10 protein-coding genes and 5 tRNA genes are annotated in these 15,174 nt (G+C 72.1%); 6 read left to right on the forward strand and 9 right to left on the reverse strand.

Features of this window, described 5'->3' with window-relative positions:
• Positions 1-52 precede the first annotated feature (52 nt).
• Positions 53-649, reverse strand: coding sequence for a 3-isopropylmalate dehydratase small subunit (gene leuD, locus BLU95_RS14735; RefSeq protein WP_093860414.1), 597 nt, complete (start codon positions 647-649; stop codon positions 53-55).
• 5 nt (positions 650-654) lie between these two features.
• Complete coding sequence (leuC, locus tag BLU95_RS14740; protein ID WP_093860415.1) at positions 655-2,076, reverse strand: 3-isopropylmalate dehydratase large subunit; 1,422 nt, start codon at positions 2,074-2,076, stop codon at positions 655-657.
• A gap of 231 nt (positions 2,077-2,307) precedes the next feature.
• On the opposite strand from leuC, the gene BLU95_RS14745 reads away from it, so the two are divergent.
• Positions 2,308-3,021, forward strand: a complete 714-nt coding sequence (locus BLU95_RS14745) for an IclR family transcriptional regulator (RefSeq protein ID WP_030306825.1) — start codon at positions 2,308-2,310, stop codon at positions 3,019-3,021.
• Positions 3,022-3,219: 198 nt separating this feature from the next.
• On the opposite strand, the gene BLU95_RS14750 is transcribed toward BLU95_RS14745, so the two are convergent.
• The 7 genes from BLU95_RS14750 to BLU95_RS14780 all read right to left on the reverse strand — a co-directional run bounded on the left by BLU95_RS14750 (position 3,220) and on the right by BLU95_RS14780 (position 5,206).
• Positions 3,220-3,294 (reverse strand) — tRNA-Gln (locus BLU95_RS14750).
• Positions 3,295-3,342: 48 nt separating this feature from the next.
• A tRNA-Glu gene (locus BLU95_RS14755) sits at positions 3,343-3,415 on the reverse strand.
• Between the two features lie 26 nt (positions 3,416-3,441).
• Positions 3,442-3,514 (reverse strand) — tRNA-Glu (locus BLU95_RS14760).
• Positions 3,515-3,541: 27 nt separating this feature from the next.
• Positions 3,542-3,614, reverse strand: a tRNA-Glu gene (locus BLU95_RS14765).
• A gap of 39 nt (positions 3,615-3,653) precedes the next feature.
• Positions 3,654-3,725, reverse strand: a tRNA-Gln gene (locus BLU95_RS14770).
• Between the two features lie 230 nt (positions 3,726-3,955).
• Positions 3,956-4,756 (reverse strand): fumarylacetoacetate hydrolase family protein, encoded by an 801-nt coding sequence (locus BLU95_RS14775; RefSeq protein ID WP_093860416.1) that lies wholly within the window; start codon positions 4,754-4,756, stop codon positions 3,956-3,958.
• A gap of 228 nt (positions 4,757-4,984) precedes the next feature.
• A complete protein-coding gene (locus BLU95_RS14780; protein WP_093860417.1) occupies positions 4,985-5,206 on the reverse strand; it encodes a hypothetical protein in 222 nt (73 codons plus the stop codon).
• 624 nt (positions 5,207-5,830) lie between these two features.
• Here BLU95_RS14780 and BLU95_RS14785 point away from each other — a divergent pair.
• From BLU95_RS14785 to BLU95_RS14805, 5 genes are all read left to right on the forward strand, one after another.
• The gene (locus BLU95_RS14785) at positions 5,831-9,742 is read left to right on the forward strand and encodes a nitrate- and nitrite sensing domain-containing protein (RefSeq protein WP_231978571.1); all 3,912 of its coding nucleotides are present in this window, start codon (positions 5,831-5,833) and stop codon (positions 9,740-9,742) included.
• Between the two features lie 10 nt (positions 9,743-9,752).
• A complete protein-coding gene (locus BLU95_RS14790) occupies positions 9,753-10,166 on the forward strand; it encodes a roadblock/LC7 domain-containing protein (protein ID WP_043468791.1) in 414 nt (137 codons plus the stop codon).
• 161 nt (positions 10,167-10,327) lie between these two features.
• Positions 10,328-10,753, forward strand: a complete 426-nt coding sequence (locus BLU95_RS14795) for a DUF742 domain-containing protein (protein ID WP_030396694.1) — start codon at positions 10,328-10,330, stop codon at positions 10,751-10,753.
• Positions 10,734-11,318, forward strand: a complete 585-nt coding sequence (locus BLU95_RS14800; RefSeq protein ID WP_093860418.1) for a GTP-binding protein — start codon at positions 10,734-10,736, stop codon at positions 11,316-11,318. The genes BLU95_RS14795 and BLU95_RS14800 overlap by 20 nt, the downstream gene beginning before the upstream one ends.
• Before the next feature lie 404 nt (positions 11,319-11,722).
• Complete coding sequence (locus BLU95_RS14805) at positions 11,723-15,169, forward strand: nitrate- and nitrite sensing domain-containing protein (protein WP_231978572.1); 3,447 nt, start codon at positions 11,723-11,725, stop codon at positions 15,167-15,169.
• Positions 15,170-15,174 lie beyond the last annotated feature (5 nt).

The following is a 15,174-nucleotide window of genomic DNA, read 5'->3' on the forward strand; positions in this document are numbered from 1 at the left end:
GGGGAGGCGGGCCATCCGGCGGATCGTCAGAATGCTTGTTCAGAACGGGCGGTCAGGCCGCCGGCAGGGTGCGCGGCTTGAACGCCGGACGGCTCGCCTCGAAGGCCGCGATGTCGGCCTCGTTCCGCAGCGTGATGCTGATGTCGTCCAGGCCGTTGAGCAGCCGCCACCGGAGGTTGTCGTCCAGTTCGAACGGCGCGGTGATGCCCTCGGCCCGCACCTCGCGGGCCTCCAGGTCGACCGTGACGGGGGCGGTCGGGTCCGCCTCGGTCAGCTCCCAGAGCCGCTCCACGGTCTCCTGCGGGAGGACCACGGTGAGCAGGCCGTTCTTCAGCGAGTTGCCGCGGAAGATGTCGGCGAAGCGCGAGGAGATCACGGCGTGGAAGCCGTAGTTCTGCAGGGCCCAGACGGCGTGCTCGCGGGAGGAGCCGGTGCCGAACTCGGGGCCGGCCACCAGGACGGTGGCACCCTGCCGCTCGGGCCGGTTGAGAACGAACGACTCGTCCCGGCGCCAGGCCTCGAACAGACCGTCCTCGAAACCGGAACGGGTGACCTTCTTCAGCCAATGGGCGGGGATGATCTGGTCCGTGTCGACGTTGCTGCGGCGCAGCGGCACGGCCCGCCCGGTGTGGGTGGTGAACTTCTCCATGCTGCTCAGACCTCCACGGCGGCGCTGGACGCCAGATCGGCGGGGGCCGCGAGGCGGCCCAGGACGGCGGTCGCGGCGGCGACCTGGGGCGAGACCAGGTGGGTGCGGCCGCCCTTGCCCTGGCGGCCCTCGAAGTTGCGGTTCGAGGTCGAGGCGCAGCGCTCGCCGGGGGCGAGCTGGTCCGGGTTCATGCCCAGGCACATCGAGCAGCCCGCGTGCCGCCATTCGGCGCCGGCCGCGGTGAACACCTTGTCCAGCCCCTCCTCGACGGCCTGGAGGGCGACCCGGACGGAGCCCGGGACGACCAGCATCCGCACGCCGTCGGCGATCCGGCGGCCGCGCAGCAGATCGGCGGCGGCGCGCAGGTCCTCGATCCGGCCGTTGGTGCAGGAGCCGACGAAGACCGCGTCGACCGCGACCTCGCGCAGCGGGGTGCCGGCCTCCAGCCCCATGTAGGCGAGGGCGTTCTCGGCGGCGATCCGCTCCTGCGGGTCGGCGAAGGAGGCCGGGTCCGGCACCGAGGCGCCGAGCGGGGCGCCCTGGCCGGGGTTGGTGCCCCAGGTGACGAAGGGGGTCAGCTCGGCGGCGTCGATGAAGATCTCGTGGTCGAAGACCGCGTCCTCGTCGGTGACCAGGGTCCGCCAGTACTCGACGGCGGCGTCCCAGTCCTCGCCCTGCGGCGCGTGCGGACGGCCCTCGAGGTAGGCGAAGGTGGTCTCGTCCGGGGCGATCATGCCGGCCCGGGCACCCGCCTCGATGGACATGTTGCAGATGGTCATCCGGGCCTCCATGGAGAGGCCGCGGATCGCCGAACCCCGGTACTCCAGGACGTAGCCCTGGCCGCCGCCGGTGCCGATCCGGGTGATGATCGCCAGGATGAGGTCCTTGGCGGTGACGCCCTCGGGCAGTTCGCCCTCGACGGTGATCGCCATGGTCCGGAACGGGGCCAGCGGCAGCGTCTGGGTGGCGAGCACGTGCTCGACCTGGCTGGTGCCGATGCCGAACGCCAGGGCGCCGAACGCGCCGTGGGTGGAGGTGTGGGAATCGCCGCAGACCACGGTCGTGCCGGGCTGGGTCAGGCCCAGCTGGGGGCCGACGACGTGCACGACGCCCTGCTCGATGTCGCCCAGGGAGTGGATCCGGACGCCGAACTCGGCCGCGTTCTTGCGCAGGGTCTCCAGCTGGACGCGGGAGACCGGGTCGGCGATCGGCTTGTCGATGTCCAGGGTCGGGGTGTTGTGGTCCTCGGTGGCGATCGTGAGATCGGTGCGGCGGACCGTGCGCCCGGCCAGCCGGAGGCCGTCGAAGGCCTGCGGGCTGGTCACCTCGTGGAGCAGGTGCAGGTCGATGAAGAGCAGGTCGGGCTCGCCCTCCGCGCGCCGCACGACGTGGTCGTCCCAGACCTTCTCTGCGAGTGTCCGTCCCATCGGAATCCCTCCAGCCGGCCGCGTTGCCGGCCTTCTCGTGTCGTCGAGGTCGAAGCTGTCGCGGCCCGGTGCGGCACGTGACGAGCGACCTGCACACCGGATCGGTGTCCACGATGCGGACACCTCGGCGGGGTCGCATCCTGGATGTCTCCCGGGCTGCTGCATCCAGAGTGGCGCTTTTCGCAGAAGATTGAACTTGCGTCTCGCGGAATGAGACTGCAGTCTTAGCGCATGGACAACTCTAGCGGCGTCGGCGTGCTCGACAAGGCCGCTCTGGTGCTGAGCGCACTGGAGTCGGGCCCCGCCACGTTGGCGGGGCTGGTCGCCGCCACCGGTCTGGCGCGCCCCACGGCCCACAGACTCGCCGTCGCACTCGAACACCACCGTCTGGTCACCAGGGACATGCAGGGCCGGTTCATCCTCGGCCCGCGGCTGTCCGAACTCTCCGCCGCGGCGGGCGAGGACCGGCTGCTCGCCACCGCGGGCCCGGTCCTGACCCACCTGCGCGACGTCACCGGCGAGAGCGCACAGCTCTACCGCCGTCAGGGCGAGATGCGGATCTGTGTCGCGGCCGCCGAGCGGCTCTCCGGTCTGCGGGACACCGTCCCGGTCGGCAGCACCCTGCCGATGAAGGCCGGCTCGGCCGCCCAGGTCCTGCTGGCCTGGGAGGAGCCCGAGCGGCTGCACCGCGGCCTGCAGGGCGCCCGGTTCACCGCCACCGCGCTGAGCGGGGTCCGGCGGCGCGGCTGGGCCCAGTCGATCGGCGAGCGGGAGCCGGGCGTCGCCTCCGTCTCCGCGCCGGTCCGCGGCCCCTCCAACCGCGTCGTGGCCGCCGTCTCGGTCTCCGGGCCGATCGAGCGCCTCACCCGCCACCCCGGGCGGCTGCACGCCCAGGCCATCATCGAGGCCGCCAACCGGCTCACCGAGGCCCTGCGCCGCAGCTGACCCGCCCGTCCCCCACCCACCCCCGCACCGCCCCGCGTTCCCCCACGCTCCCCCACCCACGAACCGCGAAGGGCCCCGCTCGTTGTCGAGCGGGGCCCTTCGGACGAGGACTGCCGTCGAGGACCGCCGTGGATTCCCGGTGGATTCCGGAGGGCCGGGAAATCAAAAAAGACCCCGGGGACCGGGGCCTTTCTTTTCTGGCTGGGGTACCAGGACTCGAACCTAGACTAAATGAACCAGAATCACTCGTGCTGCCAATTACACCATACCCCAACACAAAGCAATCAGCCGATGAGCAACCCCATCGGCTTCCTGCTTCAGTACCCCCGACCGGATTCGAACCGGCGCTACTGCCGTGAGAGGGCAGCGTGCTAGGCCGCTACACAACGGGGGCATCCTGGCGATTCCTTGCGGAATCAGTACCCCCGACCGGATTCGAACCGGCGCTACTGCCGTGAGAGGGCAGCGTGCTAGGCCGCTACACAACGGGGGCTTTCCAGGCGGTCCCTTGCGGGACCAGTACCCCCGACCGGATTCGAACCGGCGCTACTGCCGTGAGAGGGCAGCGTGCTAGGCCGCTACACAACGGGGGCTTGTCTTCACTTGTCGCGGTGTGGACCGCGGGTACTGCGCTGGGGTACCAGGACTCGAACCTAGACTAAATGAACCAGAATCACTCGTGCTGCCAATTACACCATACCCCACCAGAGTTGAACCCCCGTCGGGGGAGCATCTCGGGCTTGCGCCTCCCGCTCGGCTCCGGCGGGGGCTTTGACTCCCTCGTCGTTGCCCTCCCGGGCGGCGCAGAAAGAACATTACCCGACGTCCGCCCCGGCTCCAAAATCGATAACCCCAGGCAGCGGGAAGGGGGCCGTCCGGTGACCTCCGGGGGCGCCGCGGACCCGGCACCGGGGCCGGGTCCGCGAGGGTGCCGCTAGGCGCGCTCGACCACCTTGTTGGCGAGGGTGCCGATGCCCTCGACGGTGACCGCGACCTCGTCGCCGACCTGGATCGGGCCCACGCCGGCGGGGGTGCCGGTGAGGACGACGTCGCCGGGCAGCAGCGTCATCGCCTCGGAGATGTGGACGATCAGCTCGGCGACCGAGCGGACCATCAGGGAGGTGCGGCCGGTCTGCCGGAGCTCGCCGTTGACCGTGCAGGTGACGGCGAGGTCGGAGGGGTCGAGGTCGGTCTCGATCCAGGGGCCGAGCGGGCAGGCGGTGTCGAAGCCCTTGGCGCGGGCCCACTGGCCCTCGCGCTGCTGGACGTCGCGGGCGGTGACGTCGTTGGCGCAGGTGTAACCGAGGATCACCTCGGGGACCCGCTCCAGCGGCACCTCCCGGCACATCCGGCCGATCACCACGGCCAGTTCCGCCTCGTGCTGGACGTCCGAGGAGAACGGCGGGTAGGCGATGCTCTCGGTCGGCCCGATCACCGAGGTCGAGGGCTTGAAGAAGGTGAGCGGGACGTCCGGGACGGCGTTGCCCAGCTCGGCGGCGTGCGCGGCGTAGTTGCGGCCGACCGCGACGATCTTGTTGGGCAGGATCGGGCTCAGCAGCCTGACGTCCTGGAAGCGGTAGCTCTCACCGGTCGGCCGGGGCTGGCCGAACGGGTGGCCCGCCAGCCCGTGGACCACCAGCGACTCGGGCCGCGCCGGGTCCCCCTCGACCACACCGAAGGAGACGCTGCCGGCGGCAGGGCTCCCTTCCCGGACGGAAAACCTGGCAATGCGCACGGCTCGGGCACCCCTCGCGTCGTCGGCCGCCCGGGGCGCGCCCGGGCGCTGGTGGAGGCCGGTCCCACCTCGGACCCGGCCCCGCTCAATCGCCGCCCAGGCTATCGCGCGGGCCCCGGACCGGCCGCTCCGCCGGCCCGGGGTGTCCGGGCGCCGGCGGGGACGCCCGGGTACGCGAAGGGCCCCGCCACCGGGTGGCGGGGCCCTTCGGGGCGTATGCGGAACGCTTCAGTCCTGCGGGACGTTCACCACCGGAGCGACCATCAGCCGGGTGCGTCGCGGGTTGGCGGTGGAGGTGGGCAGGTCGGTCGGGTAGGTCACGGCGGCCTCGGGCCCGCGGGCGCCGGGGATCTGGCCGAAGTCCTCGACCGAGGCCAGCGTCGTCCGGCGCGGGTTCGCGGTGGAGACGGCGGACAGCGTGGACTCGGCGGCCTTATTCGCCTGGGACATCTCGTCAGCACCTCAAGGTCGTGGCCGGGCGACCGAGATCGGCCCCGGCCTGAGTGATTCGGGAGGATTCTGGGCAGGCTGATCGGGGCCGTGCTCCGGATACCGCAAGGTTACGGATCTCTTTCCACAGGCACCGTGACCAAAGCTACACATTCATCTGTGATTTTCGTCACAAATCACGGAACATAATGCCTATATCCGACATGTCGCTGCATCAGTTTTTACCGGCATATCGGATATATCGGTCATACCCGAAGCGCCGTGCATCAGGTTGATCTCGGCTCTGCTTGGCATGTATCTGACGAGTGTCCGAAAAATGCGGTATTCAGGTCCGGTTGCCGTACAGACCGTGAGATTCCGCGCGCGTTCGGTAGTGCCGCCCGATGTGCCCCGCTCGCCCTTGTTGGGATTCCCCGGCTGTGCTGGAATGCCACGGACCGTGGGTAGGGAGTACTCCACCCCGGTGACCCGCTCTCCCGGACCGGCCGGGGTGCGGATGGAAACTCCACACCGTCCAGGCCGCGGCGACGCGGCGGGACGCCCGGTCCAGAGGTTGCGACGCCAGTGCAGGGACGTTTCAAAAGGGGTAGCGGCGGCGCGGGTGACCCTGAGTCGCGTGAGCCGGTGGCAGCCCCCCAGCCGGCGGCGGCCCCCGGCGGTCCGGCCGAACCGGCGCCCGACGTGATCGGGCGGCCCGAGGAGGAGGGCGCGGAGCGGAAGTCGGCCCGCGGCAAGCTCCGGTCCTCGCTGACCCGGCGCCGGGCCAAGGGCATGAGCCGGCTCGCCATGCGCAACTGGCGGATCCGCAGCAAGCTGATCGCGCTGCTCGCGCTCCCGGTCATGGTCGCGCTGGTCCTCGGTGGCCTGCGCATCCAGACCTCGCTCGAGACCTCGCAGCAGCTGGCCCAGATGGCCAACCTCTCCGACCTGGCCAAGAAGGCGACCGACCTCGCCAACGCCCTGCAGAACGAGCGGGACGTCAGCGCGGGGCCGATGACCAACAAGCCCAACGCGCCGCTGGACGACGACATCGTCGCCGCACGCAAGGTCACCGACGACCTCAGCCGCACCTTCACCGCGTCCGCCGACAAGTTCGAGAACCTCGAGCTCTCCGGCGGGAAGGCCCTGCTCTTCCAGATCCGCAAGGACCTGAACTCGGTCTCCGACGCGCGTGGCAACCCGTACCAGAACAACCAGAACATCCAGGCGACGATCACCGCCTACGACGTGATCATCCGCGACCTGCTGTCGATCACCCAGGACATCGCGCTCGCGTCCAACAACCGCGAGCTGGTCCGCGCGACCCGCGCCCTGCAGCAGTTCTCGCTCGCCAAGAACTCCACCTCGCAGCAGCGCGCGCTGATCAGCGCCGCGCTCGCCAACCCGGGCGGCCCCGACCTCAGCCTGAGCGACGAGTCCTTCGGTATCCGGCTGAAGTCGTCCTACGACAACGCGCTGACCGGCTTCAACAACATCTACACCTCGCACGACCTGGACAACCTGCGCGGCCAGCTGAGCTACAACTCGGTCGTCGCCGCGGCCGACCGCTACGCCCGCTCGATCCTGCAGCAGAGCGGTATCCACCAGAGCGAGGTCGTCAGCTACAAGGACTGGTACGAGCAGTCCACCGCCAAGATCGCCGCCGAGCGCCGGATCGAGTCCAAGCTCATCGAGGACCTCGACGGAAAGGCCCAGGAACTCCAGTCCCAGGCCGACACCGAAGCCCTGATCATCGGTGCCGCCGTCGCGCTGGTGCTGCTCGTCGCCCTCGGTGGCGCCGGTCTGATCGCCCGCTCGATGGTGCGCTCGCTGACCCGGCTCCAGTCCGCGGCCGAGGACGTCGCCGAGCGGCGACTGCCCGAGCTGGTCAAGACGCTCTCCGAGACCGACCCGCACGACGTCGACGTCGCCGTCGAACCCGTCGGCGTCGACTCCGCGGACGAGATCGGCCACGTGGCCCACGCCTTCGACATGGTGCACAGCGAGGCCGTCCGCCTCGCCGCCGAGCAGGCCCTCCTCCGCGGCAACATCAACGCGATGTTCACCAACCTCTCGCGCCGCAGCCAGGGCCTCATCCAGCGCCAGCTGTCGCTCATCTCCGAGCTGGAGAGCCGCGAGGCGGACCCGGACCAGCTGGCCAACCTCTTCAAGCTGGACCACCTCGCGACCCGTATGCGCCGCAACGGCGAAAACCTCCTCGTCCTCGCCGGTGAGGACCCGGGCCGCCGCTGGACCCGCCCCGTCCCGCTGGTCGACGTGCTCCGCGCCGCCGCCTCCGAGGTGGAGCAGTACGAGCGCATCGAGCTCGCCGCCGTGCCGTCGGCCGAGGTCGCCGGCCGCGTCGTCAACGACCTCGTCCACCTGCTCGCCGAGCTGCTCGAGAACGCCACCTCGTTCTCCAGCCCGCAGACCCGGGTCCGGGTCACCGGCCACGCCCTGCCGGACGGCCGGGTGCTGGTCGAGATCCACGACACCGGTATCGGTCTCAGCCCGGACGACCTGGCCGAGATCAACGAGCGCCTCGCCAACCCGCCGACGGTGGACGTCTCCGTCTCCCGCCGCATGGGCCTCTTCGTGGTCGGCCGCCTGTCCCTGCGACACGGCATCCGCATCCAGCTCCGTCCCAGCGACTCCGGTGGCACCACCGCGCTGGTCATGCTCCCGGTGGACGTCACCAACTCCGCCGACCGTCGCGGCGCCGGTCGCCCCGGCGGCGGGCAGCAGCCCAAGCAGCAGCGCGGGGTCGCCCCGACGCCGCGCCAGCAGCGCCAGATGCCGGCCGGCCAGGGCGGCCGCGGCGGCGACCGGGCCGCGCTCGGCCAGGCTCCGGCGGGCGGCGCTCCGCAGGGCCGGCCGCAGCTCGGCCAGGGCGGTCCCGGCCCGTCCGGCGGCCAGGGTGCCCCGGGCGCCCCGGCCGGCGGTCTGCCGACCCGCCAGATCGGCCAGTCGCTGCGGGAGAACCCGCCGCAGGCCGGTCGTCCGGCCACTCCCACCCAGCAGGGTCCCGGCCAGCAGGCCCCGAACCAGCCGGGTGCCGGCCAGGGCCGACCGGCTCCGGGCCGGCAGACCCCGCCGCAGCAGGGCACCCCGAACCAGCAGGGCGGCCTCCCGCAGCGCTCCCCCGGCCGGCAGGGGCCGCCGCAGGGCGCGCCCGGTGGTCTGCCCCGTCGCGAGCGGCAGCCCGGCGGCCCCCAGGGCCCGCAGGGTCCCCAGCAGAACGGTCCGCAGCAGAACGGCCCCCAGCAGGGCGGCCCGCAGCAGAGCGGTCCGGGGGCACGCCGTCCCGGCCAGGAGCGTCCGCAGGGCGCCGGTGCCCCCGCCGCCCGCGGCGGCGAGCAGCCGCAGCACGGCTGGGCCGACCAGTCGGGCCGTCCCGGCGCGCCGGCACCGCAGGGTGCCCGCCCCGGCGAGCGCCCGCAGGACGGGCTGCCGCAGCGCCAGCGCCCCGGCCAGGGCCGTCCCGGTCCGCAGGGCCGGCCGCAGCAGGGCCCGCAGCAGGGCCAGGGCGGCCGTCCGCAGCAGCCCGCCCAGGGCGACCGCCCGCAGCCGGGCCGGCAGCAGCCGCTGCCGCAGGCCCAGCAGCCCCAGCCGCTGCCGGCGGCCGACCCCTCCTCGGCGGAGAGCACCCAGCAGCTCGCCCGGCCCCGGTTCGAGGCCAGTGACATCGACCCGCGCGACCCGCTGGGCCTCGGCCTGGTCGAGCCGGTGCTGCCGAGCGTGCCGAACCCGGGCCGTCCGGAGCGGAACGTCCAGCCGCCGCAGGCCCCGCAGCAGCAGGCGGCACAGCCGCCCGTGCGGCAGGAGCCGATGGCGCTGCCGTCCGGCCCGTCCGAGGGCGGGGCGCCGGCCGAGCAGGGCTGGTACCGCGAGGAGGGCCGCCCGGGCGAGCAGGCGTACCAGCCGCGCCGTCCCGGCACCACGGCCCCGGGCTTCCCGGCCCAGGACGGCGGCCGACAGGCCCCCCAGGGCCGGCCGCAGCGACCGCAGGGCCCGCAGCAGCAGGCGCCGCAGCAGCGGCAGCCCCAGCAGCAGGCCCAGCAGCCGCAGGCCCAGCGCCAGGCACCGCAGCAGCAGGCACCGCAGGCCCAGGCCCCGCAGTCGCGGCCCGAGCAGCAGGCGCCCCAGCAGCAGGCCCAGCAGCAGGCCCCGGGCCAGCAGCAGCCCGGCGACGCGCCGTGGCGCCCGTCCGCCAACGACGAGCGCTGGCGCCGGGCCGAGCAGGTCCGCGAGCCCTCGACCAGCGGGGTCACCATGTCGGGCCTGCCCCGGCGCACCCCTCAGGCCAACCTGGTCTCCGGGACCGCCGAGTCGTCCCCGATGACGGGTCCGCAGGTGTCCCGGGCGCCCGAGGAGGTCCGCGGCCGCCTGACCAACCTGCGCCGCGGCATCCAGCAGGGCCGCCGGGCGGGTGCCGAGCAGGCCGCGGGTCAGCCGCCGGCCAATCCGGCCGGTTCCCACCATGGTGCCCAGCAGGCCGGGTTCGATAGCTTCGGAGGCCGGACCGACGGCAACGCCGCAGATCATCAGGAGCGTTGAGTTGAATCAGATGAGCCAGGCCGCACAGAACCTGAACTGGCTGATCACCAATTTCGTGGACAACACCCCCGGGGTGTCGCACACGGTGGTGGTCTCCGCGGACGGCCTCCTGCTGTGCATGTCCGAGGGTTTCCCCCGCGACCGCGCGGACCAGCTCGCCGCCGTCGCCTCCGGCCTCACCTCCCTCACCACCGGCGCCAGCCGGATCTTCGAGGGCGGCGAGGTCAACCAGACCGTGGTCGAGATGGAGCGGGGCTTCCTCTTCCTGATGGCCGTCAGCGACGGCTCCGCCCTCGCCGTCCTCGCCGCCCCCGACTCCGACATCGGCCTGGTCGGCTACGAGATGGCCCTCCTCGTCGACCGCGCCGGCGCGGTCCTCACCCCCGCACTCCGCGCAGAACTCCAGGGCAGTCTCCTGCACTGAGTCGCCCTGAGCGGTACTTCCACCGTCCCACCTCCCCGCCGGGTCCGACCCGACCGGACCCGGCGTTCCACCCTCAGCTACCCTCAGGCAGCTGATTTCGCCTCAGCTGGCATCGCCCCAGCTGGAACCGGCTGCCCCAGGCTGCAGCACAAGGAGGACCCATGACCCCGCCTTCGAATCCCGCCGGCTCGTACGGCAACGGGTACGGCAGCGGCTACGGCGGGCAGCAGTCCGACGGCTACGAGCAGCAGCCGCTGGTCCGCCCGTACGCGATGACCGGTGGCCGCACCCGACCGCGGTACCAGCTCGCGATCGAGGCCCTGATCTCGACCACCGGCTCCGCCGAGCGGACCGGTGGCCTGCTGCCCGAGCACGCCCGGATCGTCAACCTCTGCCGGGAGGTCAAGTCCATCGCGGAGATCTCCGCGCTCGCCGGTGTCCCGCTCGGTGTCGCCCGGATCCTCGTGGCCGACCTGGCCGAGGCCGGTCTCGTCGCCATCCACCAGCCCGCCGCCGCGGGCGAGTCGGGCGGAACGCCCGACGTCACGCTGCTCGAAAGGGTCCTCAGTGGACTTCGCAAGCTCTAACGCGGCCGCCCCCACCCGCGCGACCACCTCCGCGAAGATCGTCGTCGCAGGCGGCTTCGGCGTCGGCAAGACCACGCTCGTCGGCGCCGTCTCCGAGATCAACCCCCTGCGCACCGAAGCCGTCATGACCAGCGCCTCCGCCGGCATCGACGACCTCAGCCACGTCTCCGGCAAGACGACCACCACCGTCGCCATGGACTTCGGCCGCATCACCCTCGACGAGGACCTCATCCTCTACCTGTTCGGCACCCCCGGACAGGACCGCTTCTGGTTCATGTGGGACGACCTCGTCCGCGGAGCCATCGGCGCCGTCGTCCTCGTCGACACCCGCCGCCTCGCCGACTGCTTCCCCGCCCTCGACTACTTCGAGAACAGCGGACTCCCCTTCGTCGTCGCCCTCAACGGCTTCGACGGACACCAGCCCCACACCCCCGACGAAGTCCGCGAAGCCCTCCAGCTCAGCACCGAAACCCCCGTCGTCACCCTGGACGCCCGACGCCGCGACAGCGCCAAGAGCGCCCTCATCACCCTCGTCGAACACGCCCTCCTCGCCCGGCTCCGCTGAGCGCGGTCCCAGGTCGGCGGCCCCGGCACCCCGTCGCACCGACGGGGTGCCGGGGCACGTTCGCTTGCGGGGAGGTGTCGCCCGGGCGCCACGCGCAAGACCCTCGCATAAGCAGCGGATAACAGTTCGGTAGGCATTTCGTGATCAACAATGACTGTTTGTAGCGAATCAGCGTCACTCAGCGCCAGAAGACCACAGTTTTGCTCCAAGTTGTCGGCGAATGTCCTAAATTGCACCGCACACAGCGCCCACCAGCAGCTGTTTGTCCCCCATCCCTGCACGTGCTGAAATTCCAGCTACCCCTGGATCCCGTACGGCTGTCGCTCCGCTCCCCGGAGCCGCGGCCACCGGGGGTAGCGCTGGATTGATCCATGGCCGCCTGTCGGCCGAGAGGTAGTTGTCGAGTGAGGCGTAAGCAGCAGGTCGCCCCGCAGCGGCGCTCCGAGCCCCGCCAGAGCGAGCCGAACGGCACGGCACCGGAACCCGGCGGGTTCTCGGCGTTCACCCCGACCGAGGAGCGGCCCCAGGCCGCCCCGGCACCGCAGCCGCCCGGCACCGGGAAGGACCGCCCCACGGGCGCCCCGGTCCTCGGGTCCGGCAGCGGTCAGGGCGCGGACACCGCCGGACCGAAGAGCAGCCGGTACGACTTCGTGCGGCCGCGCAACTGGCGCGTGCCGGCCCGTCTGATCGCGATTCTGCTGATCCCGGTCATCATCGCCCTGGTCTTCGGCGGCCTCCGCGTCAACACCTCGATCGACGGCTTCGTCAAGGCCGACCGCGCCCAGCGCACCGCGGCCCTCGCCAAGGCCGCCACCGAGCTCTCCGAGGCACTGGAGAGCGAGCGCGACAAGACGCTCATACCCCTGATCACCAAGCAGGACCCGAACAACGACGTCACCAAGGCGCGCTCGACCACCGACGCCGCCCTCAAGTCGTACAACGCGGCCTACGAGGCGAGCGACAAGTCCGGCGAGCTCCCCCGGCGCCACGACGCGTTCCAGCAGATGGTCGTCTTCCTGCCGCAGCTGCGCGCCACCGCCTACAGCGACACGCTGTTCGCCTCCGCGACCGTCAGCGCCTACTCGGTGATGTTCGCCCCGCTGCTCGCCTACGACAACTCGGTCGGCCTCGGCTCCAGCAACCTCACCAGCAAGGGCCGCTCGATCTACGCGATGTCGCTGGCCAAGGCCTCCGCCTCGACCCAGCGCGCCCTCATGCTGCAGCTCCTGGTCGGCATCGCCGCCCAGAAGACCACCCGCTACGAGAACGTCGACCTGATCCAGCAGCTGCTGGTCGCCCAGCGCCTCGAGCAGACCGCGCTCTCCGAGTTCAACACCGGCAGCGCCCCCGAGGACGCCAAGAAGTACGCCGACGCCCAGGTCGCCCAGGCCAACGCCGACCAGCGGACCGCGTACCGGATGCCCAACGGCAGCGCCCCGACCATGGGCGGCCTGCTCAACATCGGTGCCGCCTACACCCAGGCCGCCGCCAACGGGCAGTCGCAGGGCCGCGAGGTGGCCGACCGGGCGTACAAGGAGGCCAAGGACGCCGGCCTCACCCCGGAGAACTGGAACCAGGCCGCCAACACCCACATCTCCAGCCTCCGCGCCACCGAGGTCGTGCTGCTGGACGACGTGCTCGCCGACGCCGCCGACCTGCGCGACAACGCGCGCTTCGACGCCATCCTCAACTCGCTGATCGTCATCGTCGCGCTGGTCCTCGCCGGTGTGCTCACCGGCTACGTGGCCCGCTCGATGATCCTCGGCATGCGCACCCTGCGCAGCGCCGCGCTCGACATCGCCGACCACCGCCTGCCCGAGCTGGTCGAGAAGCTCTCCAAGACCGACCCGGAGCGGGTGGACACCAACGTCGTCCCGATCCCGCTGTACGGCAAGGACGAGATCGGCGAGGTCGCCCGGGCCTTCGACCAGGTCCACCGGCAGGCGGTCGCGCTCGCCGCCGAGCAGGCCCTGCTGCGAGGCAACGTCAACGCGATCTTCACCAACCTGTCGCGCCGCAGCCAGAGCCTCATCCAGCGCCAGCTGGCGCTGATCACGGACCTGGAGAACAACGAGGCCGACCCGGACCAGCTGGAGAACCTCTTCAAGCTGGACCACCTCGCGACCCGAATGCGCCGCAACGGTGAGAACCTGCTCGTCCTCGCGGGCGAGGAGGCCGGCCGCCGCTGGAACACCCCGGTCCCGCTGGTCGACGTCCTGCGCGCCGCCGCCTCCGAGGTGGAGCAGTACGAGCGCGTCGAGCTCTCCGGCATCCCCGAGGCCGAGGTCGTCGGCGCCGCCGTGACCGACCTCGTCCACCTGCTCGCCGAGCTGCTCGAGAACGCCACCACCTTCTCCAGCCCGCAGACCCGGGTGCTGGTCAACGCGACCCGCCTGCCCGACGGCCGGGTGCTGGTCGAGATCCACGACAAGGGCATCGGCCTCACCGCCGAGGACTTCGCGGAGATCAACGAGAAGCTGGCCGAGCCGCCCACGGTGGACGCCACGATCTCGCGCCGCATGGGCCTGTTCGTGGTCGGCCGGCTGTCCCAGCGGCACGACGTCCGCGTCCAGCTCCGCCCCTCCGGCGAGTCCGCGGGCACCACCTCGCTGGTCATGCTGCCGCCGTTCCTGACCCAGATGGCCGCGGCGCCGGAGCCCGAGGAGCAGTTCACGGTCTCCCGGATCTTCGCCGACCAGGAGCCGGCCGCCGAGTGGGCCCCCGAGCGGAACCAGGCCCGCAGCGCCGCCGAACTCGGCTTCGACGACCACCTCACCGGCCACAACGGCACCGGTTCCAGCGGCTTCAGCCCGGCCCTGGAGGCCGTCCAGCGCTCGCAGCGCCTGGACCAGGTCCGCCGCGCCGCGCTGGAGTCCGGCCCGGAGGGCGACCGGCCGGTGCTGGACGCCGAGGTCGAGGACGAGTACCCGGCGTACGGCCGTCGCAACGACGAGGACTACGGCCAGGACGCGCAGTACCCGCAGCAGGGCTACGAGCAGTCCGGCTACGCCGACGACCAGTACGGCTACCAGCAGGACGAGTACGGCCAGGACGCCGGTTACCAGCAGGACGGTTACCAGCAGGACGGCTACGACCAGTACCCGCAGCAGGGCTACGACCAGTACGGCCGTCAGGACGGGTACGGGCAGCAGGACGAGTACGCCCAGGGCGACGGCTACGACCGCTCCGGCTACGCCGGGGAGCACTACGCCGACCGGGCCGGGGAGGCCCCCGCGGGCCACCCGTACACCCCGGAGCAGCCGGCCCTCCCGGCCGCCGCCGCCGACAATGGCCCGGCCACCCTGCCGTCCGGGCTGCCGCAGCGCCGCCCCGGCCAGCAGCTGGCCGGCGGCGGGTTCCCGTCCGGCCCGCAGGAGAGCGGCGAGACCCCCAACTGGTTCGCCGGCGCCAAGGACACCTCGGCCGCCCCGGCCGAGCCCCGCGGCGGCCACGACGTGTCCGCCCTCGGCGGCTACGGGCCCACCGGCCCGACCGCGGCCGGCGGCCAGAGCTGGCAGTCGCCCAACGACGGCGACTGGCAGCGGGCGGAGAAGCTCCGTGAGCCCTCCTCCAGCGGCACCACCCAGGCCGGCCTGCCCCGGCGCGTGCCCAAGCAGAACCTGGTGCCGGGCAACGCCCAGCCCACCCCGCAGGACGGTCCGCAGGTGTCCCGCGCACCCGAGGAGGTCCGCGGCCGTCTCACCAACCTGCGCCGCGGCGTCGAGCAGGGCCGCAACGCCGGCAGTACCGGAAGCTTCCGGATCGACCCCGATCAGGTAGACCCGTCCGGCAACGGACAGCAGAATCGCAGCACCGATCTCTTCGGCGGCTCGAACCACCAGGAGCGTTGAGTTGA

The organism is Streptomyces sp. TLI_053, from assembly GCF_900105395.1.
In the GTDB taxonomy this organism is placed as follows: Bacteria; Actinomycetota; Actinomycetes; order Streptomycetales; family Streptomycetaceae; genus Kitasatospora.

Coding starts and splice junctions, on each gene's coding strand:
- leuC (WP_093860415.1), bottom strand. CDS start 2,076: ATGGGACGGACACTCGCAGAGAAGGTCTGGGACGACCACGTCGTGCGG.
- BLU95_RS14745 (WP_030306825.1), top strand. CDS start 2,308: ATGGACAACTCTAGCGGCGTCGGCGTGCTCGACAAGGCCGCTCTGGTG.
- leuD (WP_093860414.1), bottom strand. CDS start 649: ATGGAGAAGTTCACCACCCACACCGGGCGGGCCGTGCCGCTGCGCCGC.
- BLU95_RS14790 (WP_043468791.1), top strand. CDS start 9,753: ATGAGCCAGGCCGCACAGAACCTGAACTGGCTGATCACCAATTTCGTG.
- BLU95_RS14795 (WP_030396694.1), top strand. CDS start 10,328: ATGACCCCGCCTTCGAATCCCGCCGGCTCGTACGGCAACGGGTACGGC.
- BLU95_RS14780 (WP_093860417.1), bottom strand. CDS start 5,206: ATGTCCCAGGCGAATAAGGCCGCCGAGTCCACGCTGTCCGCCGTCTCC.